Origin of the sequence: Tropicimonas marinistellae, assembly GCF_001509585.1 — a bacterium.
GTDB classification, from domain to species: domain Bacteria; phylum Pseudomonadota; class Alphaproteobacteria; order Rhodobacterales; family Rhodobacteraceae; genus Tropicimonas; species Tropicimonas marinistellae.
This window is the reverse complement of record NZ_LNCI01000020.1, coordinates 25,478-46,679: the sequence shown is the minus strand read 5'-3', so window position 1 is coordinate 46,679 and position 21,202 is coordinate 25,478. Positions and strand designations below refer to the sequence as shown.

Sequence of the window (21,202 nt, the reverse complement as noted above, 5' to 3'; positions counted from 1 at the left end):
CTCTAACCAACTGAGCTACAACCGCCCGCTGCCCGCCCGCGACATCTCTCATCGCGCGGCGTGAGCGGCGTTCTAGGCCGCGCCGAGGGCCGCGTCAAGCAGCCAATGCAGCCTTTTTTGCGAGCCGGCCTCGCGACGACCGCACGTCCTTCCAGCCCGGATCCTACCGATCCGGCAGGGGGATGAACTCCGCGTCGTCACCGGGCGGGAGCTGGAACCGCCCGTGCTCCCAATCCCCCGCGCGCCAGGCTTCCTTCGCCGCCTCGATCCGCTCCTTGGAGGAGGCGACGAAATTCCACCAGATGTACCGCGGCCCCTCCAGCGTCTCGCCGCCCAGGAGCATTACTCGCGCGCCCTCCGGCCCGGCTTTCATGGAGACCCGATCCCCCGGACGAAACACCATCATCCGCCCCGCCTCGTGGACCTGGCCGCCGATTTCGACCGTCCCTGCGATCACGTAGGCCCCCCGATCCTCGTGGTCGTTGGGAAGCGGTATCGCCGCGCCCGGTTCAAGAACCGCATCGGCGTAGAACAGCTCGGTTGCCGTCTTCAGCGGCGCGGCCGCGCCCCAGGCGGAGCCGAGGATCAGCCGCACCTGTTTGCCCTCGCCCTCCAGATCCGGAAGCTCCTGTTTGCCGGCGTGTTCGAATGCTGGAGCGTCATCCTCAGCCCCGGCCGGCAACGCGAGCCAGGTCTGTATGCCGAACATTTCAAACGGCGCCCTGCGCATCTCGCCATCGGTCCGTTCGGAATGAGTGATGCCGTGTCCCGCAGTCATGAGATTCACGGCGCCCGGCTCGATCCAGCGGTCCACGCCCAGGCTGTCGCGGTGATGCATCCGCCCCTTGAAAAGATAGGTCACGGTCGACAGCCCGATGTGCGGGTGCGGGCGCACGTCGATCCCCTGCCCCGTCAGGAACTCGGCCGGCCCCATCTGGTCGAAGAAAATGAACGGTCCCACCATCTGCCGGCGCGGCGCCGGCAGGGCGCGCCGTACCTCGAATCCACCGATATCCCGCGCGCGCGGGACGATCAGCGTTTCAATGGAATCGACACCGTCTCCGGTCGGGATGTCGGCGTCGAGTGCTGGGTTCCAGCTCATCTGCTATCTCCTGACAGTTGCCTTTGAAAAGTAGGTTGAGCGGCGGTCACTGCAAATCCCACTCGCCGCGCAGCCTATGTTCTCCAATGCACCAAAATGGCCAATTTCTTGATCCAATGTGCGAAATTATCCTGACGTTGACATTCCGTGATTGGCGGCGCAGGCCCTGCTGATGGAATGAGGGATATGACGCCCATGGGCTTGCAGAGACACAAAGCGCGCGACCGGCACCTGGACGATTGCAGTTTGACTAAGTGTACCGGTCATGCGTGAACTGGCACTGATCGGTATCGGCACGGGAAACCCGGATCATCTCACGAGCCAGGGCGTCGCCGCAATCCGCGGGGCTGATCTGATCCTGATCCCGCGAAAGGGCGAGGAAAAGTCGGAGCTCGCCGACCTGCGTTACCAGATTTGCGCCCGAGTTCTGGGTTCCGACGCCCGAAGCCGGATTGCCGAGTTCGACATGCCGACGCGAGATTCGGCCGGAGACTACCTGGACGGCGTCGCCGCCTGGCACGATGCCGTGGCGAAGGCATGGACAGACACCGCCTCTGAAGTCCCGAATGCGCACAAGATCGCTCTGCTGATCTGGGGCGATCCTTGCCTGTTCGACAGCGCGCTCCGCGTGGTCGAGCGCCTGTCACCGGCCCCCCAGGTTTCCGTGGTGCCGGGCATCACCGCTGTACAGGCACTCTGCGCAGCCCATCGCATCCCGCTCAACGAAACGGGAGCACCCTTTATCGTTACCACCGGCCGGCGGTTGCGGGAGGGCGGGTGGCCTGAGGATGTAGAGACAGTCGCAGTGATGCTCGATTCCGCCTGTGCATTCCAAAACCTCGCTCCCGACGGAATCACCATCTGGTGGGGCGCCTATCTGGGCATGGCCGAGGAACTGATCGTTGCAGGCACCCTGGCGGACGCCGCACCACGGATTCTGAAAACACGCGCTGAAGCGCGGGCGCGACACGGCTGGATCATGGACACGTACTTGCTGCGCAGGCGCCCGGCGTAAGCGCTCACTTTACTCGCAGTGGCAGGCCTGCGACGACGAATTCAACCTCATCGGCCACGTCTGCGACACGCTGGTTCAACCAACCCTGAGCATCTCGGAAGGAGCGGGCCAGCGCGTTCTCCGGCACGATCCCCATGCCGACCTCGTTCGAAACGAGAACGACCGGGTCGGATTGGCGCCGCAGGGCCTCCACCAGACGGGCGGCTTCCGGTTCCCAATCCCGTTCGGCCAACAATAGGTTGGAAAGCCATAGAGTCAGGCAATCCACGAGCCTGACGCCCTCACCATCCGTTCGCGCAAGAACCGCGACGAGGTCCAGCGGCGCTTCCACCGTGGTCCAGCCATCGCCTGCCCGTTGTGCCCGATGCTTGGCGATGCGTCCGCGCATCTCGTCGTCATGTGCCTCGGCTGTCGCGATATAGACACGTCCGCCGGGCAGCGCACGCGCCCGGCATTCGGCATGGCGGCTCTTGCCCGACCGGGCGCCACCGGTGATGAGGATCACTCTGGTCAATCGCCAAACTCCGAAACGCGACTGCGGCGCCGTTGCATAGCGTGGCCGGGAATGCCATTCAATCGCGGATACGATCAGCCCCGATGCCCATGCCACCGAATTCCCACCGTCTCCGGACCTTTCGACATCTTTGGATTGCAAGCCGCTCCCCTACTGCGCCCACGTGGGCCGCAGCGAGAGGGATGATGCCATGACCGCAGCTGCAATGCTCGTGGCCATAGCAATCGATGGGGCAATCGGATGGCCGAATTGGGTGTACTCCAGAATCGGTCATCCGGTGACATGGCTCGGCGCGTTGATTTCCGTGCTGGAGAAGCACGGGAACCGCACGGCGTACTCCAGTGGCACGCGCCTCGCGATGGGCACTTTGACGGTCGTGATCTGCGTTGGCGCAACCGTCTCGATGGCATGGGTGGTCGCCTCGCTTCTTCCAGAGGGCTACGCAGGTGTCCTGCTGACCGGACTCCTTGCAGCGTCTTTGGTGGCGACTCGCAGCCTGTACGATCACGTCGCTGCCGTGGCAACGCCACTCACGAAGGGCGATCTGGAGGGCGCGCGGCGCGCCGTGGCCATGATCGTCGGCCGCGATCCGGCACAGCTCGACACCTCCGCCATCGCTCGCGCAGCCCTTGAAAGCCTGGCCGAGAATACCTCCGACGGGGTCGTCGCGCCGATCTTCTGGGGGGGAGTTTTCGGCCTACCCGGCATCGCAGGCTACAAGGCGATCAACACGCTGGACAGCATGATCGGACATCGCAGCGACCGATACCTGTACTTCGGGCGAAGCGCCGCAAGGCTGGACGATCTGGTCAACCTCATTCCGGCGCGGCTGACCGGCCTCTTGTTTTGCGTCGCCGCAAGAAACCCCCGCACGGCGTTTCGGGTGATGCGGCGCGATGCCCGTGCGCATCGGTCTCCGAATGCGGGCTGGCCCGAGGCCGCGATGGCCGGCGGGCTCGGCATCCGGCTCTCAGGCCCGCGCGTCTATGGAACGGAAACGAGCGAGGAGCCCTGGCTCAACGGTACATGCCCAGACCCGACGCCCGAAGATCTCAGCCGGGGCCTGCGGCTCTATCTGCGGTCAATGCTGGGTTTGGGTGGTGTTCTGGCGGTGCTTGCGATGCTCACGTGGTAGCGGGCGGCGTGGAGGCCGCCCACCGCAATGACGTCCGTGTCAGGCAAGACCGTGGCGTTCCAGGCTCCGGACCTCCTGCGCCTTGAACTGCGCAAAGCGCGGCATGAACTTGTCCCATTCAACTGTATGGGCGTCGAACTCCGGGCCGTCGATACATGCGTGTTTCCGCACGTTCCTGTCACCTTCGATCACCGGCACCATGCAGGCGCCGCACATACCTGTTGCATCCACCATGATGGAGTTGAGGCTGACCACGGTCGGCACGCCATAGGGTTTGGTCAGATCGCTGACCGCGCGCATCATCATCGGCGGACCAACGGAGATGACCTCGGCGAGCTTGCGGCCCTTGGAGCGTTTGCCGTCCTTCAGCATCGCTTCCAATGGCGTGGTGACAAAGCCCTTCATGCCGAAGGTGCCGTCGTTGGAGCAGTAGATCACATCGAGCTGATCGCCGTATGTCGCCTTGAGCTGCCCCATCCGGTCGTCTTCACCCGTCCAGAACAGATGCTCCGCGGAGCGGAAGCCGATGATCATCGTTGCGTGGTTGCCCATCTCCAGATGCGCCTTGGCAATCGGCAGGATCGCCGGCAGGCCGACGCCACCGGCCGTGAGAACGACCGTCTCGTCCGCACCGTAGGCATGCACGTCACTTGGTCGACCGAGGGGCCCGGCGATACCGGCGAAAGCGTCGCCCACGTGCATCTCGTTCATCAGCTTCGTGGACGTGCCCATACCCTGGATCACCAGGTCGATGGTTCCGGCATCGGCATCCCAATCCGCCAGCGTCAGCGGGATCAGCTCGCCGTCGTCACTTGCAAGCACCCGGACAAACTGCCCGGCGCGTGCCGCCTTTGCCACGACGGGCGCTCGGATGGTCAACTCGACAATTCCAGCGGTCAGTTGCGAGTGCTTCAGGATCTCCTGCCGCGCCTGTCCCTTGTCGGTGTAGCGAGCCGCGCGGGCGACCATGTCGCGGATCTCGTCCGCGCCGAAGGGGATGTCGCCGACGATCTGCCGCGCCGCCGCCTGCCCGTCGCCCGCGGCAAGGATCGCCGTAGAGCCGCCACGGGCCGCGTCGCCGCCGGTGTAGACATCCGGGATAGATGTCTCCTGCCCCTGCTCAACCTCGATGGTCCCCCACTTGCTGAGCTTAAGGTCCGGCTCCGCCTCCGGGATGATCGGGTTGGACTTGTTGCCAAGCGCCATGATCACCAGATCGGCCGGCATTTCGATGGTCTCGCCGGTGGGCTGTGGGCGCCGGCGCCCGGAAGCATCCGGCTCGCCCAGCTCGTTGATATCCACGATGGCATGGGTCACGAAATGGCTGTGGCTGTCGCCCACGAACTCGCGCGGGCCGCGCAGTTCGGCCACCTCGATGCCTTCCTCCAGCGCGTGATGCAGTTCTTCCACCCGCGCCGGCATCTCGGCCTTGGTGCGCCGATAGACAATCGTGACGTTGCCTCCCAACCGCTTCGCCGTACGCGCGGCATCCATCGCGGTGTTGCCGCCGCCGATGATCAGCACGCTCTTGCCCTCGACATCCGGCAGAGGCGTTTCGAATTCCGGGTTGCGCCCGCGCATGAGGTTCACGCGGGTCAGGAACTCGTTGGCCGACATCACCCCGTTCAGGTGCTCGCCCGGCACGTTCATGAAGGTCGGCAAACCCGCGCCGGAGCCGACGAAGATCTTCCAAAATCCAGCCGCCTTGAGGTCATCCAGCGTGGCCGACTTGCCAACCACGAAGTTCTTCACGAACTTGCCGCCGAGCAAGTCGATCTTGGTCACCACGTCGTCGATCAGACTGTTGGGCAGGCGGAACTCCGGAATGCCATAGCGCAACACGCCGCCAAGCTCATGGAACGCCTCGAAGACCGTCACAGGAAAGCCTTCGACCGCCAGAAGATAGGCGTTGATGAGCCCCGACGGGCCAGAGCCCACCACGGCAATGGGCGGCTTCTCCGCCCGCTCCCACGGGCTGACGATGCCTGCGAACCGCTTGAGCCTGTCGGGATCGGCGAGCTTCTCATGCTCCGGAAGGTACCACTCCAGTTGCCCGATCTCGATCGGCCGTTTGGTGTGCTTGCACACGCCTTGGCACTGGTTTTCCTGTGGGCATACCCGGCCCGTGACGTTTGGCAGCGGGTTGCAACTCTCGATCAGTTCCAGAGCTTGCCGGATCTTGCCATTGCCGATCAGGTCCAGCATTTCGGGAATGTGGATCTTAACCGGGCACCCGCCGACCTTTTCAGCCTCCTTCTTGCGAATGCGCTCCTTGAGAACGCCCAATTCACAGGGCCGGTCCTCGCATTGCTTGTCGCGCATGGCTTCGAGCCAGACGAAGAGGTCCACCTCGCGCAGGCTGTACCCAAGCGCGCGATACCCGAGGTAGCCGGTGTTCACTAGCTCGAAGTCATGGCTGCGATCCTCCGGTGGCCGAACATACGGCGGGATGTAGTTTTCCGCGGGCCATCCGTCGGAAAGCCCCGCGAACATCGGGTAGCGTCCGGACAGATGACGGTCGAGCGCCCGGATGAACTTGCGCTTGTACTTGAGCGGCAGGTCCCACAGGAAACGCTGCAGGACCATGCTCATGTCGTCTTCCTTCAGGAGCAGGTTCCACAACACGCCGATGAACTTCTCGCCGATCTCCTCTTGCCGGAACTCCCAAGCCATGGCCTGCGTGCCGTCGGCGACGAAGATGTCGCGAAGACTGCGCGGATCCGCGATCAGGTGCTTTCGCAGGACGTCGAGCTGCTGTTCCAGCACCTCGTCCTGACTCTGGGCGACATCGACATTCATCGGATGATCTCCGAGTCACAATTGGCGGCAACCTTGGCGAGCCGCGCCCGCAGGTCGTCCGTCATCTCAACGGTGTCCAGCGCACCCGGAATGGTCCGTGCGACCTGCTTGGCCTGCCCGTTCACCACGATCTTCGTCAGTTCGAAGAGTTCCGGGATCTCCTGGTAGCAAGTCTTGCAGTCGGAACAGAGCGCAACGTCCTCCTCGTGGATATGCGGGATTTCCCCGTTACTTGACGGAGGCGTTGCCTCGGCGACCGCTGCGGGCGCACCACCCGCCACAGGCGCGAGCGCGCCTGCAAGACCGACGGCCGACGGAGCGCTGGAAGCGGCAGCAAGCGCGCTCATGCCGGTCGCGATGCTGTCCATCGTGGTTTCCCGCGCCTCAACGGCCTCCTCGTACCGCTTCTGCAAGGCCGCCACCTCGGCGTGGTGTACGGCGTCGATCTGCTCCACATCGAGCCCGGCGAGGTGCTGTAGCGTCCGCCAGGCTTTCCGCCGCTCCTCAACCAGATGCACGACCGTGGTCCCGACTTCCAGTTTGACAAGGTGCTTGTCTTCGTCGGTCGCCAGAACATAGGGCGCCTTGCCCACCCGCTCTGCCAGCGGCAGGTCAATATATGCCTCAATCGGCACCCCGACCGCACCGTCGGCCAGTGGGCGGAACTGCTTCTTGAAGCGAGTCTCGTCGAAGGCGAAATGCGCCGGTGTCAGCGCAACGCCCATGAGCTTCAACTCGCCGTCCTCGACATATTCCAGCGTCGTCGTCGCCCAGTCCTTTTCGACCGCCGGGTTGCCGTCGAGCGAGAAGCGTTCTTCGAGCGAAGCCCCGGCGTTGGGATCGTGGACGAACACCGGGCTGACACGGGCCTCGACGGCCAGCTTCGCCCGCTGGTGCGCGGCGGCATCGGCAATGCCGTGCTCCGCCTGACAGGGCGTGTAGACATCCAGCACGGCCGGAGAGGAATCGTGCTCCAGATAAGCCATCATGTTCTTCAGGAAGTGCCCCGGCATGGCCGTGGCGCTCTGCACCACGAAGACGTCGGGGTGGAACGCGGCAATTAGGCCGAGCTCCTTGCGATCCTCCTGTTTCCCGTGAGAGGCCGGACCGAAGCGGCTGAGATCACTGTCCTGCCCCGACAGGCTCGCCGTTGAGGCCTGCCCGCCGGTGTTGGAATAGACCCCGGAGTTCAGCACCATCACCTTGACCGGTGTGGTGCTCGCCAGCAGCCTCGACAAGGCCCCAAAGCCGATGTCGTATGCCGCGCCGTCGCCACTGATGTTGATCACCGTGGGCAGAAGCGCACGCTCTTCCCCGGAGAAGGCCTGCCATTCGAAGTTTCGGAAGAAGGCGTCGTCGGTGGCCGGATCGTAGGCATCCTCAAGCTCCAGGCGTGCCACCCGCAGTGCCTTGAAATCCACCGCCGCCGTTGCCGTCAGCCCCTCGAAAATCCCCTTGCTGAGTGCCGGGCCGTCCTGGAACAGGCTGTTCACCCAGGGATCGTTGTAGGGATTGTAGGGGAAGGTCGAGGCATAGACCGACGAACAACCAGTGGCATTGGCCACTACCATCGCCGCCGGGCCGTTGCCGGTCGGGCCGCCTTCCATCAGGAAGAGCCGCTTCTCCAGCACGTCCAGCGCATTGCGGATACGCGCCGTCCGCGCTGCGTCCTCCGCGACCTCGGGCAGCTTGGCCAGAAGCGCGTCGGTGAGTTGTTCCAACTCCCGCACGTGACGTTTGCGGCGGCGGTCGTGAATGGCATGGCTGGCCGAGACAACCTGTCGGATTGCCGTGACCTCGCCGCAACCTCTGCAGGCGCCGTGCCCGCCGGTCGTGGCGTAATAGGTATCGCGATCCAGCATCATCCGCTTGATATCGCCGCCCGGCTGGAAGGCATCTTCGATGAACCGTGCGGGTGTGTTCGGCGTTTTCGACAGGAATTCGAACTGGTTCTGGAGTTTTTCCAGCAGCGGTCCATCCTGCTCGGCCACGGACAGCGCACCCGGGCCGCAGACGTCGATGCATTCCAGGCAACCCGAGCATTTCCACGGGTCGACCACGACGGAGAATAGCCCGCCGGAGCCGCCACGTTCCGCTTCCATCGCATCGAAGAACGGACGTGTGCGCGAGACCGGCAGCCGCGCCGCGGCTTCGGCCATACGCCCAAGGTTGCGCCGCACGACGGCGCTCTCGACATCCAGCGCATCCACTGCGTCTGCGACCAGATCGCCGAATGGGCGGGTTTCCTTACCGGCGTTGATCTCGGCCCGGACGGCGTCGCCCAGCGGACGCAGGAATTCCTTCGCCGCCTCGCGTTGCGCCGGCGCCATGTCGGCCTCCTTAAGCGCGGTGGAAAGCAGCCCGTCGATGTCGAGCACCGTTGCCGGTATCGCGGCATCGGGGCAGACCATCGTGCATTCCAGACAGCCGGTGCAGAGATCGGGCTCCAGAACCGGCACCTCGCGCCGGAAAAGCCCCTTGTCGCGTGCCGCCGCCGTGCCGGTGGGCATGAACATGCCCACGCCGGGCAAGACCGGCGCCTCGCCGATGCGGCCCTCGCGGAAGGGGGCCGCCACGGTCTCCTCGTAATAATCGTGGTCGAAGAGCCCGTTGGGGGATGCGTCCTGCGCGATGCGGCACATGGAAGCCGAGATCGCGGACGTGAACTCCATCTCCGGATTGTCGGCCTTCGTCACCTCGACAAATTCCGGCGCGGCGTAGTCGATCTCGACCACCGCCTTCAGCCCGTCGCGGATCACCGCCATGTTGCCGTCGACAATCGCCTGACCCTTGGCGCCGAATTTCTTGGCAATCTGCTTGCGGATCATCTCCAGCACAGCCGCCTCCTCGGCGCCGTGGGTGATCCGTTCCACATGCCCGCAGACCGCGCCGATGAAGGCGATCCCCATCATCCGGGTTTCAAGTTCCGGGCGCGGCGCGTGCTTCTTGGCAATCGCGAAGCCATCCAGAACGAAGAAGCGGATATTGCGGGAGACGATGTAGTCACGCATCGACGCCGGCATTTCCTTCCAGACCTCGAGCGGGGAGAGGCTCGACTGGAGGATGAACGTGCCGCCTTCGATCAGGCCCCGCAAGGGATTGCTGTGCGCGAAGACCTTGTGGTCTGGCGAAACCACAACTTCCACATCCTCAAGATCCGCGTTGGCCAGCTTCACCGGCTCCGGGCTGAGGGTGATGTAGTAATTCGTCGGCGCGCCGCTCTTCTCGGAGCCGTATTTCGGCGCGGCCTTGGAATGCAGCTTCAGCGCGTTGGCGAGGATATCCGTCAGCAGCTTGCCGGTCGCGATGGTGCCGTAGCCGCCCACCGAGTGGAACCGGATGCGCAGTGCCTCATCAGGCAGCAGCCGCGGGTTCGGCCCCGTCTCCAGCGCCATGACCTCGGTTTCCGGATAGGCAGCGCGCAACCGCTCCTGCAATTCGGCAACATGCGGGGTGGGGTTCTTGTCGAAGAACTGGCTGCCGAGGAAGACGAGCGGCGCGTTGCCCTTGTCCATGTTGTCGAACGCCGCAACCATGTGGCGCGGCTGCAGGTCATGCGCCCCAAGCCCGAAGATCGCCGTGGTGAGCTTCGGCAGCTTGGTGAGCGCCGGAATATCGGGGTAGCGCGGATCGTCCGCGTTTTCCACGGCCTTCAGGAGCGCCTGGTTGACCATGCTGGTGAGCGCGGTCACATCGGAACGTTCGAGGATCGTCACCGCTCGCTTGCCGGCCAGAGCCGCGACCACGTCGGCCTCCGGGAAGGGTTGCAGCATCTTGATCGAGATCACACCGACCTTGCGTCCCTGCCGTCGCAGATAGGCTGCCACGGCTTCGGCATCGTCGGTGACCGAGCCCAGGCCAACCACAACGGTCTCGGCGTCCTCGCATTGGTACGTCTTGATGGGCGCATAGTCCCGCCCGGTAAGCTCGGAATACTCCGCCATCGCCTCGCGAACGAAACGCGGCACGTCGCGCACGAAGTGGGTGCGATGGTCGACGGCACCGGCCTGGAAATCGGGCTGGTTTTGCACCCCGCCGGTGAGGCCGGGATTATGGACGTCAACCTGCGCTGGTACGCGCTGCCGTGTGCCCTTCTCGTAAGCGTTGACCCATTGCCGCCGCCACTGTGCATGCAACTCTTCGGGCAGATGCGCGAGCGTTTCGCCCACGAGATCGCCCGCATTGTCGATTTCGACCGCTTCGGCATTGGCATCCAGGTAGTCGACCAGCGTCACGTAATCCTCGGTTGCGAGATCGGAGCTGTGTCGGCCGAGATAGCGCTTGAGCTGGAAGACCCGACCCTTCGCGCCATAGAGCATTTCCTGCGCAACGGTCGGACATTTGATCCGCTCGCCAGGATCACCGAGAAAGGCCGTCAGCAGGTCATCCTCGGGCATCATGACTTCGCTCATCATGTGGCTTGTGACGAAACCGTCCATCGCGTTGGCGACCGGGATCATCGACATCGCGCTCACCTTGTAGGAGATCGCGGCAAGGTCGGCGGCCTCCTGCGGGTTGGACCCGAAGAGGATCGTGTAGCCGGACGGGAGAAGCGCGTAGACGTCATCGTGGCCCGCCATCACGTTGAGCGAGTGACGCGAAACGGACCGCGCCGCCACCTGCATGACGAAACCGCCGACTTTCTTGCCGACGGTCACGTAGTGGGACTCGATGCCGTAGAGAATTCCCTGGCTGGACGAGGCGTTCGAGATGTACTGCCCGCCCGTGAGCGCCGCGCCGAGCGCGCCGGATTGCGCGGAATGCTCGCCTTCTGGCTCGAAGAAGAACGGGTGCCTGCCCCAGATATTGACGCCGCCGCTTGCACGGAAGGCCTCGTAGAGTTCGGCGATTTCGGTCGATGGCGTGATCGGGTAACCGATCACCCCGCCACAGACCTGTCCCATGACCTGGGCGATGGCACCGTTACCGTGGATGACGGCAGGTACCCCCGGATATTCCGGGACCTTGGAAGCGACGTCTTTCATCTCGTCCACCAATTTTGAGCATAGGGTAATGTAAACGATTTCAACCGCGAGTTTAATGCCACGTTTGCGCCCACATTCGATTCGGAGGCGGGATTGCGCGCGTTGCATGGCCTCAGGCGGATTCGTCATGGCGGCGAAAAGATCGCTCCGAATTGTGCGGCCTGGGGAAATATTCGAACTCGGGCAATTCCCGATTTCCCCTCCTGCATCCCAAAACGGCCCGTTCCGGGTACGAAGGGCGGTGCGGGGCGCCCGGTCACGCTCGCCGTTGGGTGCTATAAATCGTCGCTCTTCCACGTGGACGGCCGGTCGCACAGTCGTCGTACGGCGTCCGAAGCATTGCGTGATCCGCCCCGATTGGAGCTGCGTCGGGCCTCCCAAACCGGACAGCTTGGACGGGAATCGACATCAATCGGAACCCAAAGGCGCACAAATTCACCCCAAGTCGCCCAATTAATCGGCGCTGCTCCCCTGAGGCCGCGATCCGGGCGACGATTGCCATGCGCCGCACTTGCCTCGACTCCCGCCGGCTTGCTGTGCTGGAGGCGCAGGGTACTTAGGGTTCCGTCCGGCTGAGGCCGGAGACTGGTCCGAGAAGTGCCGCCGCGGGGGCAAATTCGCCCGCGGTACACGGCGGGCCAAAATCCCGGGAGAGTACTGCGTCGGTTCGCCCGCGCCCTATCCTCCTTGTTCCGCCAGCGCACCGACAATCAGAAACACCGGCGGAACGACAGGGAGCTGAAACATGCTGAAGTCGACAATTCTGTCCGCAACCATACTCGCCGCCGCGCTAAGCGCCCCTGCCGCGATGGCCGAGGAGAAAACCGAATTCAAGGTCGCATGGTCGATCTATGTGGGCTGGATGCCCTGGGGATACCTGGAGACCTCCGGCATCATGGACAAATGGGCCGAGAAGTACGGGATCGACGTGGAGATCGTTCAGATCAACGATTACGTGGAATCCATCAATCAATACACCGCCGGCGCCTTCGACGGTGTTTCGGCCACCAATATGGACACGCTGTCCATTCCCTCGGGCGGCGGTGTCGATACGACAGCCCTGATCGTGGGCGATTACTCCAATGGCAATGACGCGGTGATCGTGAAAGGTGATGGCGACCTAGCGAGCCTTGCCGGCAAGCCGGTCAACCTCGTGGAACTGTCGGTCTCCCACTACCTGCTCGCGCGCGCGCTCGACAGTGTTGGCTTGTCGGAGGCGGACCTTGGCGGCGTGATCAACACATCGGACGCCGACATGATTGCCGCCTTTGCGACCGACGATGTCGAAGCCGTCGTCACCTGGAACCCGTTGGTCTCCTCCATCCTGGAGACGCCCGGTGCGAACATGCTCTTCGACAGCGCCGATATTCCGGGCGAGATTATCGACCTGATGGTGGTGAACACCGAAACGCTTGCCGACAACCCCGCCTTCGGCAAGGCCCTGGTCGGTGCTTGGTACGAGTTGATGGATCTCATGGCTGCCGGTGACGAAGAAGCCCTGAGCGCCATGGCCGAAGCCTCGGGTACGGATCTTGCCGGCTACAAGGCGCAGCTCGACTCGACGAAGATGTTCTGGACTCCAGCCGACGCCGTTGCCTTCACCGAAAGCGCGGAATTGCCGGCCACAATGGTGAACGTTGCGGAGTTCCTGTTCGACAAAGGTATTCTCGGCGAAGGCGCGCCTTCGGCCGACTTCGTGGGCGTGGCCTATCCGGACGGCAGCACGACTGGCGACGAGAACAATGTGAAGTTCCGATACGACACGAGCTTCATGAAGATGGCGGCCGAGGGCAGCCTGTAACCCCAACCACGGGGAAAGCGCCCCGCCGTCCTCCAGTGGCGGGGCGTGCCTGGATTGCAGTATGCGATACATCAACCGAAAACCCGGGCCGGTTCTGGCCACCTTCCTGGCGTTGCTACCCTTCGCGCTGGTGCTCGTGGCCTACATGATCGGCTCCGAGATGCGGCTGGCGGAGAACCCCGCCGACAAGTTGCTGCCAGCCCCCTCGACAATCGTCGACACAGCGCAGCGCCTATTTTCCGAGCCCGACAAGAGGTCCGGCCGCATCCTGCTCTGGCACGACACCGCGATCTCGCTGCAAAGGCTCGGGATCGGCGTCGCCATCTCGGCATTCATCGGTCTGGGCGCCGGGCTTCTGATCGGGCTGTTCCCGCATATTCGGGCCGGGCTGGCCGGGTTCATTGCCGTGATCTCCATGGTGCCGCCACTGGCGCTGTTGCCGATCCTCTTCATCGTCTTCGGGCTCGGGGAACTGTCGAAGATCGTGCTGATCGTCATCGGCATCACTCCCTTCCTGATCCGCGACCTCTCGCAGCGCGTCATCGAGATTCCGCGCGAGCAGATCGTGAAGGCCGAAACACTCGGCGCCTCCTCGTTCGTGATCGCGCTGCGCGTGGCGCTACCGCAGGTTCTGCCGCGTTTGATCCAGGCGGTTCGACTCTCGCTCGGGCCAGCCTGGTTGTTCCTAATCGCCGCCGAGGCCATCGCCTCCGATCTCGGGCTCGGCTACCGGATCTTCCTCGTGCGTCGATACCTCGCGATGGACGTAATCCTGACCTATGTCATCTGGATCACCTTCCTCGCCTTCGTGATCGACTTCCTGCTGAAGAAGCTGTCCAAGCGCGCCTTCCCCTGGATGGAGGAAGGGTTGTGATGATCAATAATCCAGACATCCATTCGGAGCGAGAAGGGCCGTGCCCGGCCCGGAGGGAGACGCAGAGAGCGCCCGCCCTGGGGAGCGGGTCGGGCGCTGTCCGGCGGAAACGCCGGTCGGGACGTTGTCTCGAAGCGCAGGTCCCCAATGCGGAGGTCTCACAATGAGCTTCGTCTCCGTCCGCGACGTCTTCCAGTCCTATGGCAAGCGCCCGATCCTCGAACGAGTAAATGTCGAGGTGGATGAGGGCGAGTTCATCTCCATTGTCGGTGCCTCCGGTTGCGGCAAGTCCACCTTTCTGCGCCTGCTGCTGGCGCAGGAGACCCCCACCCGAGGCACGATCTCCATCGACGGGAACCCGCCCGCCGTCGAGCCGAATCCGGAGCGCGGCGTCGTCTTCCAGCGATATTCGGTCTTCCCGCACATGACGATCCGCGAGAACGTCGTTGCCGGCGAGAGCTTCGCCCAACCGCTTGGCCGTTTCTTCGGCGCCGACCGCCGCGCCGCCCGCGACCGCGCCGACACAGTGCTCGAGCGCATCGGCCTCGCCCACGTGGCGGATCAATACCCCTCGACACTTTCGGGCGGCATGCAGCAACGCCTCGCCATCGGCCAGGCGCTCACAGCCAAGCCGCGCATCCTGCTGCTCGACGAGCCCTTCGGCGCGCTCGACCCGGGCACGCGCCTTCAGATGCATGACTTCCTGATGGAATTGCGCGCCGAGACGAAGATGACCGTCTTCATGGTCACCCACGACCTGACCGAGGGCTTCAAGCTGGGCGACCGGGTGCTCGTCTTCGACAAGCCCCGCTGGGACCCGACCGATCCGGAGGCCTTCGGCGCCACCATCACCTACGATTTCGATGCCCGCGATGGCGGCATCCCCTTCCAGAGACTGACGGAGGAAACCCATGTTCCAGTCCCCGCGTGACCGTTCGCGGCCGCATCACCCACGCCTCACACGACACGACGCGCGCCGCTTCCACCACCCGGACCTGACAAAGCTTCAGGGCTGGAAGGCGATGCAGGCCGAAGGCGAAATACCCGAGGGCCGCTGGGACGAAGAGCGCCGGTGGGCGCTGCGCATGGGACTCACGGGCGCGGACAGCATCGAGGACAAGTCCATCCCCACCTTCGCGCGGGGCGAGCTGCCGCACTATGCCGGCATCAACACCTTCCTCAAGGCGCCCTATGCCGAGGATGTGCTGGAAGTGGCCAACTACGATGCCACCGTGCTCGGCATTCCCTTCGACGGCGGCACCACTTATCGCCCCGGTACCCGCTTCGGGCCGCAGGGGGTGCGCAAGATCTCCGCACTCTACACACCCTATAACTACGAGATCGGGGTGGACTTGCGGGAGCAGATGACACTTTGCGATGCGGGCGACGTCTTCACCATCCCGGCCAATATCGAGAAGTCCTTCGACCAGATCAGCCGCGCGGTTTCCCACGTCTTCTCCTCCGGCAGCCTGCCGATCATGATCGGCGGCGACCATTCCATCGGCTTTCCCTGCGTGCGCGGCATCGCCGAATGCACCTCGAAGAAGATCGGCATTGTCCATTTCGACCGCCACGCCGACATCCAGGAGAAGGACCTCGACGAGCGGATGCACACCACGCCGTGGTTCCACTCCACCAACCTGCCGAATGTGCCGGCCAAGAACCTCGTGCAGGTTGGCATTGGCGGCTGGCAGGTCCCGCGGGAGGCGGTGAAGGTCGCCCGAGAGCGGGAGACCAACATCATCACCATGTCCGACATGGAGCGGATGGGCGTCGACAAGACGGCCGAGATGGCGCTGGAGATGGCGTGGGACGGGGTGGACATGGTCTACATGTCCTTCGATATCGACAGCATCGATTGCGGCTTCGTGCCGGGCACGGGCTGGCCGGAGCCGGGCGGCTTCCTGCCGCGCGAGGCGCTGGCGCTGGCGTCCAAGGTCGCGGCAGAGGGGATCTGCGGCATGGAGCTGGTGGAGGTCTCCCCGCCCTATGACACCTCCGACATCACGGCACTCATGGGGACGCGGGTCATTGTCGATGTCTTGGGCGCGATGGTCTCGAACGGCACGCTCGGCAAGCACAAAGCCCACATCGACAAGCCAGTCGAAATTCCGCATGGCGACTTCGAAGGCAAGAGGTGGTCCAATGCCACATGACCACCCGTACCATCCCCACCATCAAAACCACGTTGACGGCGACCACACCACTCACGGACGCCACCAAGTCCCCGCGCCGCATGGCGCGGGGCACAACCACGCCCACGGAGACCACCTGCATTCGCACATGCACGACGCCGACGAAGCGGCCGACCTCCAGGTGCTCGCCACGCAGTTCATCGACGGTTTCGTGAACGCCGCCGACAAGGCGGCCTATCTTCGCCTCGCCGGCGTGCCCTTCGAAAAACCTGGCCGCGGCGGCGAGACGGCCCTGAAGCTGGTGGACGTGGAACTGACGACCGAATGGCAGGTCGGCACCGCCTCACCCTCCTTCGGATCGCGCGAACTGAGTTACCTGCCCTACCCCGGCAGCATGGTAAGCGAACGCACGAACATGGCCTTCGTCTATGTATCGATGGACGAGAAGACCGTGACCGATGTAAAGGATTTCCTGGCTAACAAGAAAACGGAGTTCTCCATATGAAGCGCCTTGCCCTTGTCACCTTCGCCCTGTCGGCGCTACCAGCCGTGGCACACGAAGCCCATTCCCTCGCCGAGGTCCACGCGCATCCTCACGGCATGGAGGCCGTTGCGGTCGGGCTTGCGGCCCTTCTGGTCTCAGGCTACGCGATCTGGCGAACTCGGAACCGCTGATCGCTTAAGGGAAACCGGCGGAATGCCCTGCGGTCGGTGGCCAAATCGGCCCCGGCCTCAGGAATGCTCCTCGGCGGCGGTGTCGGCGAGGGCACGATTGTAAGCCTTCAGAGCATCGACCTGGAAAAGCGCGCCCATCAACTCGGGCTCGGCGCCATCCGCTGCGGGTGCGACGACCGGCAGGAAAGGCTGGCCGGTTTCGTCGAACATGGGCAAGGCGACTTCAAGGGTCGTATCGGGTTCGATGGAGACACCCTTTTCAATCAGCTCCATACACACCTCTTCTGGCGCGGCGCGCGGGCTGTCCTTGGATCGCATGATCACCGCGGCCGAGTAGATCGAAAGCAGATAGGCCTGCGGACCCGCTGCGAGATGCACGCCCTTGTGTTCCAGCTGGGTTAGGAAGAACGAGCGATCAACCAGTCGGCTGGCGAGCGCAGTCGACAGCGAGACCGACACCATGACGGCGAGCCCTGTTTGCCAGTCGCCGGTCAACTCGAAGACGATCAGCGTGGTGGAAATGGGCGCACCGAGCACCGCCGCCGCGACCGCCCCCATACCGGCCAGCGCATAGAGCTCCCCTGTGCCCGAGTATTGCGGGATGAGTCCGGTGGCGACAAATCCGAATGCGAGGCCCGTCAGCGCCCCCACCATGAGCGCGGGCGAAAAGACACCACCGCCCATGCGACCTGCCACGGTGATGGCGACGGCAACCACTTTCAGGACGGCAAAGACAAATGCCTCGTGAAACAGCAGCTCACCACGCAAGGCCGCCGACGTCGTCTCGTAGCCCACACCGATGATATGGGGAAAGCCGATGGCCAGCGCGCCCAGCAACGCACCCGCAATCGCCGGCCGCAGGACCTGCGGCACCCGCCATTTCTCCTGTAGATGGCTGGCGAAGTCGTCGGCAAAGAAGATGCTGCGCATGAGAAGCACGGCGACGAGTCCCGACAAAAGACCCAGCAACAGGAAAGCCGGAAGTTCGACGTAGAACGTGAGCGAGGTCGTGGGCGTCAGGTTGAACTCCGTGACATCGCCAAACTCCAGGCGGCTGATAACGGTGCCCGCGACAGATGCGATCGCGATGGGCGCAAACGCGTGAACGGCGAAATGGCGCAGGACGACTTCCAGTGCAAACAGGGCACCGGCAATTGGCGCATTGAAAGACGCGGAGACGGCCGCGGCGACCGCGCACCCCAGGAGGTCGCGCCCCGTGATGCCGTCCGCCCTGATATGTTCGCTGACCCACGACGCGATCACGCCGGCAAGGTGCACCACCGGCCCCTCGCGCCCAGACGAGCCGCCAGAGGACAGCGTGATCAGCGATGCCATCGCCGAGGCGAGGCCGGCCTTGCGCTCCACCCTGCCCTTGCGAAGCGCGGCGCCCTCGATCACGTCCGCGACCGAACGCACCCGCCCGTCCGGCGTGAAGTGGTTCAGAATGACACCTACAACCAGACCGCCGCAGATCGGCAATGCCATGAGCCACCACCACGGCAGCATGCGCGCGTGGCTGTGGATCTGATTGACGTCCGGCGCGGAGTAGAGCGTGCCCTGCAGCCAGGTGATGCCCTCGCGAAATCCGACTGCAGCAAAGCCAGACGCAATGCCGACGGCAAGCGCGATAAACCAGAACTGCACCTGGCTTGGCCCTTGCCGCAAAAGGAGTTGCCAGCCTTGGCCGAGGCCCTGCCGGCTTTCCCGGATTTGCTGCAGGATCAACGCGCGGGTGCTTTCGCTCACGGCAAGTCCTCTGCGGGTCTGGGGCCAAACCGCTCCGGGAGCCCGCCTGCCCGCAACGGCCGATGCCGCTATCCGGGCGATACCCGGACACTCCCATCGTTCCTAGGGGATTGCCCACATACCTCCAAGCCCGAACCCGGTCGCGCGGCGCGCACGGCGCTCACTGTGCCCTTCGGTCAGCGCAAATTGCTCGGTTTCCACGCATAGCCCACGCTTTGCAATCTCCGGGATGACCACTAGGGTCGCAGCGCAGGAGAAACGGATGAATGTAGATCGCGCGATTACCGCCGTTAGCGGCATCTTGGGAGACAGGCTCACACGATCCGACGCCGACCGAAAGGCGCACGGCATCTCGGAGAGCTATTTCCCGGTCACACCGCCGGATGCCGTCGCCTATCCGGAGACCACCGAAGAAGTCTCCCGGATCCTCGCCGCCTGTTCCGAACACGGCTGCCCGGTGGTCGGTTGGGGCGCAGGCACCTCGCTCGAAGGTCACGCGCTGGCCGTTCGCGGCGGGATCTGCGTGGATTTCAGCCGGATGGACAAACTGCTTTCGGTCAACGACGCGGATATGGATGCGACCGTTCAACCGGGGCTCACGCGAGAGGCGCTGAACCGGGAATTGCGGGCGACGGGGCTGTTCTTCCCTGTCGATCCCGGCGCAAATGCCTCGCTCGGTGGCATGGCGGCAACCCGCGCCAGCGGCACCACGACGGTGCGCTATGGCACAATGGCGGACAACGTGCTCGGCCTTGAGGTCGTGCTTGCGGACGGGCGGGTGATCCGCACCGGCACGCGCGCGCGCAAGACGGCAGCGGGCTACGACATGACCCGGCTTTTCGTGGGTTCCGAGGGCACACTGGGGCTCATCACGGAGCTGACGCTTCGCCTGCACGGCCAGCCGGAAGCGATTTCGGCCGGCGTCTGCGCCTTCGATGACATGGGCGCGGCCGTCGACACGGTAATCGCCACGATCCAGTTCGGGATCCCGGTCGCACGCATCGAGTTCGTCGACGCCGACACCGCGGCTGCGGTCAATGCCTATTCCGGGATGGATTTCCCGCTGAAGCCGCATCTGCTGGTGGAGTTCCACGGCTCGCCGCAATCGGTCGCGGACGATGCGACCCGCTTCGGCGAACTGGTCGAGGAGATGGGCGGAGGGCCATTCCGATGGTCGCCGAAGGCCGAGGACCGCAGCGCGCTTTGGGAAATGCGCCACAAGGCGTACTACGCGATTCTCGCGAGCCGAAAGGGCGCGCGGGCGGTCGTGACCGATATATGCGTGCCGATTTCACGATTGGCCGAGGCCGTGGAAGAGACACGCGCCGATATAGCCGCAAGCCCAATCCCCGGCCCGATCATCGGCCATGTGGGAGATGGCAACTTCCACGCCATCCTGATGGTGAACGATGAAGCGCCCGGCGAACTCGCGGCCGCGAAAGCCCTGTCGCACCGCATGGTGGAACGCGCCTTGCGCTTAGGTGGCACGGCAACGGGCGAACACGGCGTCGGCATGGGAAAGACCGACTATATGGAAGCCGAACACGGGCAGACCTGGGCGGCGATGGGAGACATCAAGCGCGCGCTCGACCCGACCGGCATCCTCAATCCCGGCAAGCTCGTTCCGCCATCGAATTGAACCGCGTTAAACCGGCCCGTCCTCGGCCCACCGGCGCGTTTGTTCCAGCCGCGCCCACCCGGCCTCGTTGAAGCTTTCCAGCCGCTCGTAGATCTCGTAGTCCGGCTGCAGATGCGCCCGAACCTCGTCCCTGAGTTCGCGCGGTATTTCCCGCTCGCTCGCGGTGATCGCGCTGCGGTTCAATTTCGGCAGCGCCGCCTTGACGCCCAGCCCTTCGCAGATCCGGGCGAACTCGGTATCGAGCGTTTCGTAGGGTATGATGTAGTCGATCAGCATCTCGCCGTCGGGCCGGCAGAACAGGTCGCGCTGCAGGTTTGGGCGCCCATCGGCACGGGTTATGTTCCAGTCGTTCTTCCGCCAGAACTCATCGAAAGTAATCTCAGCCGGGAGCTTTGCCTCGATTTTTCCGTTGCCGCAGCGATATCGATACCACGAAGCGATCCAGTCCGATGGCTCCCGCATCACCGCGAAGCGGAAAAAAGTCCCGGGGGAGAACTTCTCCTGAGAGAAAACGAAGTCATAGATCCGCAGGGCGTCCCGCATCCAAACGTGTTTGCGTTTCGGCGTGCCGCTCCGCTGGATTTCGGCATGAGGCGCCAGCGCGAATTCGATCGAGGTCGAGGCCGCCTTGGTATTGGCCACGAAGACGAACCGTTTGCGAATTCCGATCTGCATCCTGCCTCCTGGTGGACTTCGAATTCTCATTGCACGGGCCAAGCGGCAGACGCAATGCCAAGAGCGCCGCGCTTTCCGACAGGAGTCACTGTGCCGCGGTAGACACG

At 64.0% G+C, this 21,202-nt stretch carries 15 protein-coding genes and 1 riboswitch; of the genes, 9 read left to right on the top strand and 6 right to left on the bottom strand.

The window, feature by feature from the left end:
* Positions 1-163 precede the first annotated feature (163 nt).
* A complete protein-coding gene (locus tag ARC39_RS24515) occupies positions 164-1,102 on the bottom strand; it encodes a pirin family protein (protein WP_068119292.1) in 939 nt (312 codons plus the stop codon).
* Positions 1,103-1,367: 265 nt separating this feature from the next.
* On the opposite strand from ARC39_RS24515, the gene cobF reads away from it, so the two are divergent.
* Positions 1,368-2,117: a precorrin-6A synthase (deacetylating) gene (gene cobF / locus ARC39_RS24510; protein WP_068119290.1), complete on the top strand. Its 750-nt coding sequence runs from the start codon at positions 1,368-1,370 to the stop codon at positions 2,115-2,117.
* A 4-nt stretch (positions 2,118-2,121) separates the two neighbouring features.
* On the opposite strand, the gene cobU is transcribed toward cobF, so the two are convergent.
* A complete protein-coding gene (gene cobU, locus ARC39_RS24505; RefSeq protein ID WP_068119313.1) occupies positions 2,122-2,631 on the bottom strand; it encodes a bifunctional adenosylcobinamide kinase/adenosylcobinamide-phosphate guanylyltransferase in 510 nt (169 codons plus the stop codon).
* A gap of 190 nt (positions 2,632-2,821) precedes the next feature.
* Here cobU and cbiB point away from each other — a divergent pair, with 190 nt between their 5' ends.
* Entirely contained in the window at positions 2,822-3,766 is a 945-nt protein-coding gene (gene cbiB, locus ARC39_RS24500) for an adenosylcobinamide-phosphate synthase CbiB (RefSeq protein WP_068119288.1), read from the top strand.
* A 39-nt stretch (positions 3,767-3,805) separates the two neighbouring features.
* Here cbiB and ARC39_RS24495 read toward each other — a convergent pair whose 3' ends face one another.
* Together ARC39_RS24495 and ARC39_RS24490 are read right to left on the bottom strand one after the other, a co-directional pair.
* A complete protein-coding gene (locus tag ARC39_RS24495; protein ID WP_068119284.1) occupies positions 3,806-6,565 on the bottom strand; it encodes a sulfide/dihydroorotate dehydrogenase-like FAD/NAD-binding protein in 2,760 nt (919 codons plus the stop codon).
* A complete protein-coding gene (locus ARC39_RS24490) occupies positions 6,562-11,550 on the bottom strand; it encodes a 2-oxoacid:acceptor oxidoreductase family protein (protein ID WP_068119311.1) in 4,989 nt (1,662 codons plus the stop codon). The genes ARC39_RS24495 and ARC39_RS24490 overlap by 4 nt, the downstream gene beginning before the upstream one ends.
* Before the next feature lie 545 nt (positions 11,551-12,095).
* A riboswitch (guanidine-I (ykkC/yxkD leader) is annotated at positions 12,096-12,205 on the top strand.
* A gap of 90 nt (positions 12,206-12,295) precedes the next feature.
* On the opposite strand from ARC39_RS24490, the gene ARC39_RS24485 reads away from it, so the two are divergent.
* The 6 genes from ARC39_RS24485 (at position 12,296) to ARC39_RS25900 (ending at position 17,035) form a co-directional block, all read left to right on the top strand.
* Entirely contained in the window at positions 12,296-13,351 is a 1,056-nt protein-coding gene (locus tag ARC39_RS24485; protein WP_068119281.1) for a putative urea ABC transporter substrate-binding protein, read from the top strand.
* 61 nt (positions 13,352-13,412) lie between these two features.
* Positions 13,413-14,225 (top strand): ABC transporter permease, encoded by an 813-nt coding sequence (locus ARC39_RS24480; RefSeq protein ID WP_068119279.1) that lies wholly within the window; start codon positions 13,413-13,415, stop codon positions 14,223-14,225.
* Positions 14,226-14,388: 163 nt separating this feature from the next.
* Positions 14,389-15,156, top strand: coding sequence for an ATP-binding cassette domain-containing protein (locus ARC39_RS24475; RefSeq protein WP_068119276.1), 768 nt, complete (start codon positions 14,389-14,391; stop codon positions 15,154-15,156).
* Complete coding sequence (locus ARC39_RS24470) at positions 15,137-16,381, top strand: agmatinase family protein (RefSeq protein WP_068119273.1); 1,245 nt, start codon at positions 15,137-15,139, stop codon at positions 16,379-16,381. Before ARC39_RS24475 ends, ARC39_RS24470 begins: the two co-directional genes overlap by 20 nt.
* 127 nt (positions 16,382-16,508) lie before the next feature.
* Positions 16,509-16,865 carry a hypothetical protein gene (locus tag ARC39_RS24465; RefSeq protein ID WP_236545392.1) on the top strand — a complete coding sequence of 119 codons (357 nt, stop codon included), beginning with the start codon at positions 16,509-16,511 and terminating at the stop codon, positions 16,863-16,865.
* On the top strand, positions 16,862-17,035 hold the full coding sequence (locus tag ARC39_RS25900; protein ID WP_161471009.1) for a DUF6732 family protein: 174 nt from the start codon (positions 16,862-16,864) through the stop codon (positions 17,033-17,035). Before ARC39_RS24465 ends, ARC39_RS25900 begins: the two co-directional genes overlap by 4 nt.
* A gap of 57 nt (positions 17,036-17,092) precedes the next feature.
* Here the strand turns inward: ARC39_RS25900 and ARC39_RS24460 are convergent, their stop codons facing one another.
* A complete protein-coding gene (locus tag ARC39_RS24460) occupies positions 17,093-18,781 on the bottom strand; it encodes a chloride channel protein (RefSeq protein WP_068119267.1) in 1,689 nt (562 codons plus the stop codon).
* Positions 18,782-19,043: 262 nt separating this feature from the next.
* Between ARC39_RS24460 and ARC39_RS24455 the strand changes: the two genes are divergently transcribed.
* Complete coding sequence (locus ARC39_RS24455) at positions 19,044-20,420, top strand: FAD-binding oxidoreductase (protein WP_068119256.1); 1,377 nt, start codon at positions 19,044-19,046, stop codon at positions 20,418-20,420.
* A 6-nt stretch (positions 20,421-20,426) separates the two neighbouring features.
* On the opposite strand, the gene ARC39_RS24450 is transcribed toward ARC39_RS24455, so the two are convergent.
* Entirely contained in the window at positions 20,427-21,095 is a 669-nt protein-coding gene (locus tag ARC39_RS24450; protein ID WP_068119253.1) for a sulfotransferase family 2 domain-containing protein, read from the bottom strand.
* Positions 21,096-21,202 lie beyond the last annotated feature (107 nt).

Excerpts from the sequence above, each read along its gene's own strand:
- ARC39_RS24485 (WP_068119281.1), top strand. The coding sequence starts at position 12,296 with ATGCTGAAGTCGACAATTCTGTCCGCAACCATACTCGCCGCCGCGCTA.
- ARC39_RS24465 (WP_236545392.1), top strand. The coding sequence starts at position 16,509 with ATGCACGACGCCGACGAAGCGGCCGACCTCCAGGTGCTCGCCACGCAG.
- ARC39_RS24515 (WP_068119292.1), bottom strand. The coding sequence starts at position 1,102 with ATGAGCTGGAACCCAGCACTCGACGCCGACATCCCGACCGGAGACGGT.
- ARC39_RS24490 (WP_068119311.1), bottom strand. The coding sequence starts at position 11,550 with ATGAAAGACGTCGCTTCCAAGGTCCCGGAATATCCGGGGGTACCTGCC.
- ARC39_RS24470 (WP_068119273.1), top strand. The coding sequence starts at position 15,137 with ATGTTCCAGTCCCCGCGTGACCGTTCGCGGCCGCATCACCCACGCCTC.
- ARC39_RS24475 (WP_068119276.1), top strand. The coding sequence starts at position 14,389 with ATGAGCTTCGTCTCCGTCCGCGACGTCTTCCAGTCCTATGGCAAGCGC.
- cobF (WP_068119290.1), top strand. The coding sequence starts at position 1,368 with ATGCGTGAACTGGCACTGATCGGTATCGGCACGGGAAACCCGGATCAT.
- ARC39_RS25900 (WP_161471009.1), top strand. The coding sequence starts at position 16,862 with ATGAAGCGCCTTGCCCTTGTCACCTTCGCCCTGTCGGCGCTACCAGCC.
- ARC39_RS24480 (WP_068119279.1), top strand. The coding sequence starts at position 13,413 with ATGCGATACATCAACCGAAAACCCGGGCCGGTTCTGGCCACCTTCCTG.
- ARC39_RS24455 (WP_068119256.1), top strand. The coding sequence starts at position 19,044 with ATGAATGTAGATCGCGCGATTACCGCCGTTAGCGGCATCTTGGGAGAC.
- ARC39_RS24495 (WP_068119284.1), bottom strand. The coding sequence starts at position 6,565 with ATGAATGTCGATGTCGCCCAGAGTCAGGACGAGGTGCTGGAACAGCAG.
- ARC39_RS24450 (WP_068119253.1), bottom strand. The coding sequence starts at position 21,095 with ATGCAGATCGGAATTCGCAAACGGTTCGTCTTCGTGGCCAATACCAAG.
- cbiB (WP_068119288.1), top strand. The coding sequence starts at position 2,822 with ATGACCGCAGCTGCAATGCTCGTGGCCATAGCAATCGATGGGGCAATC.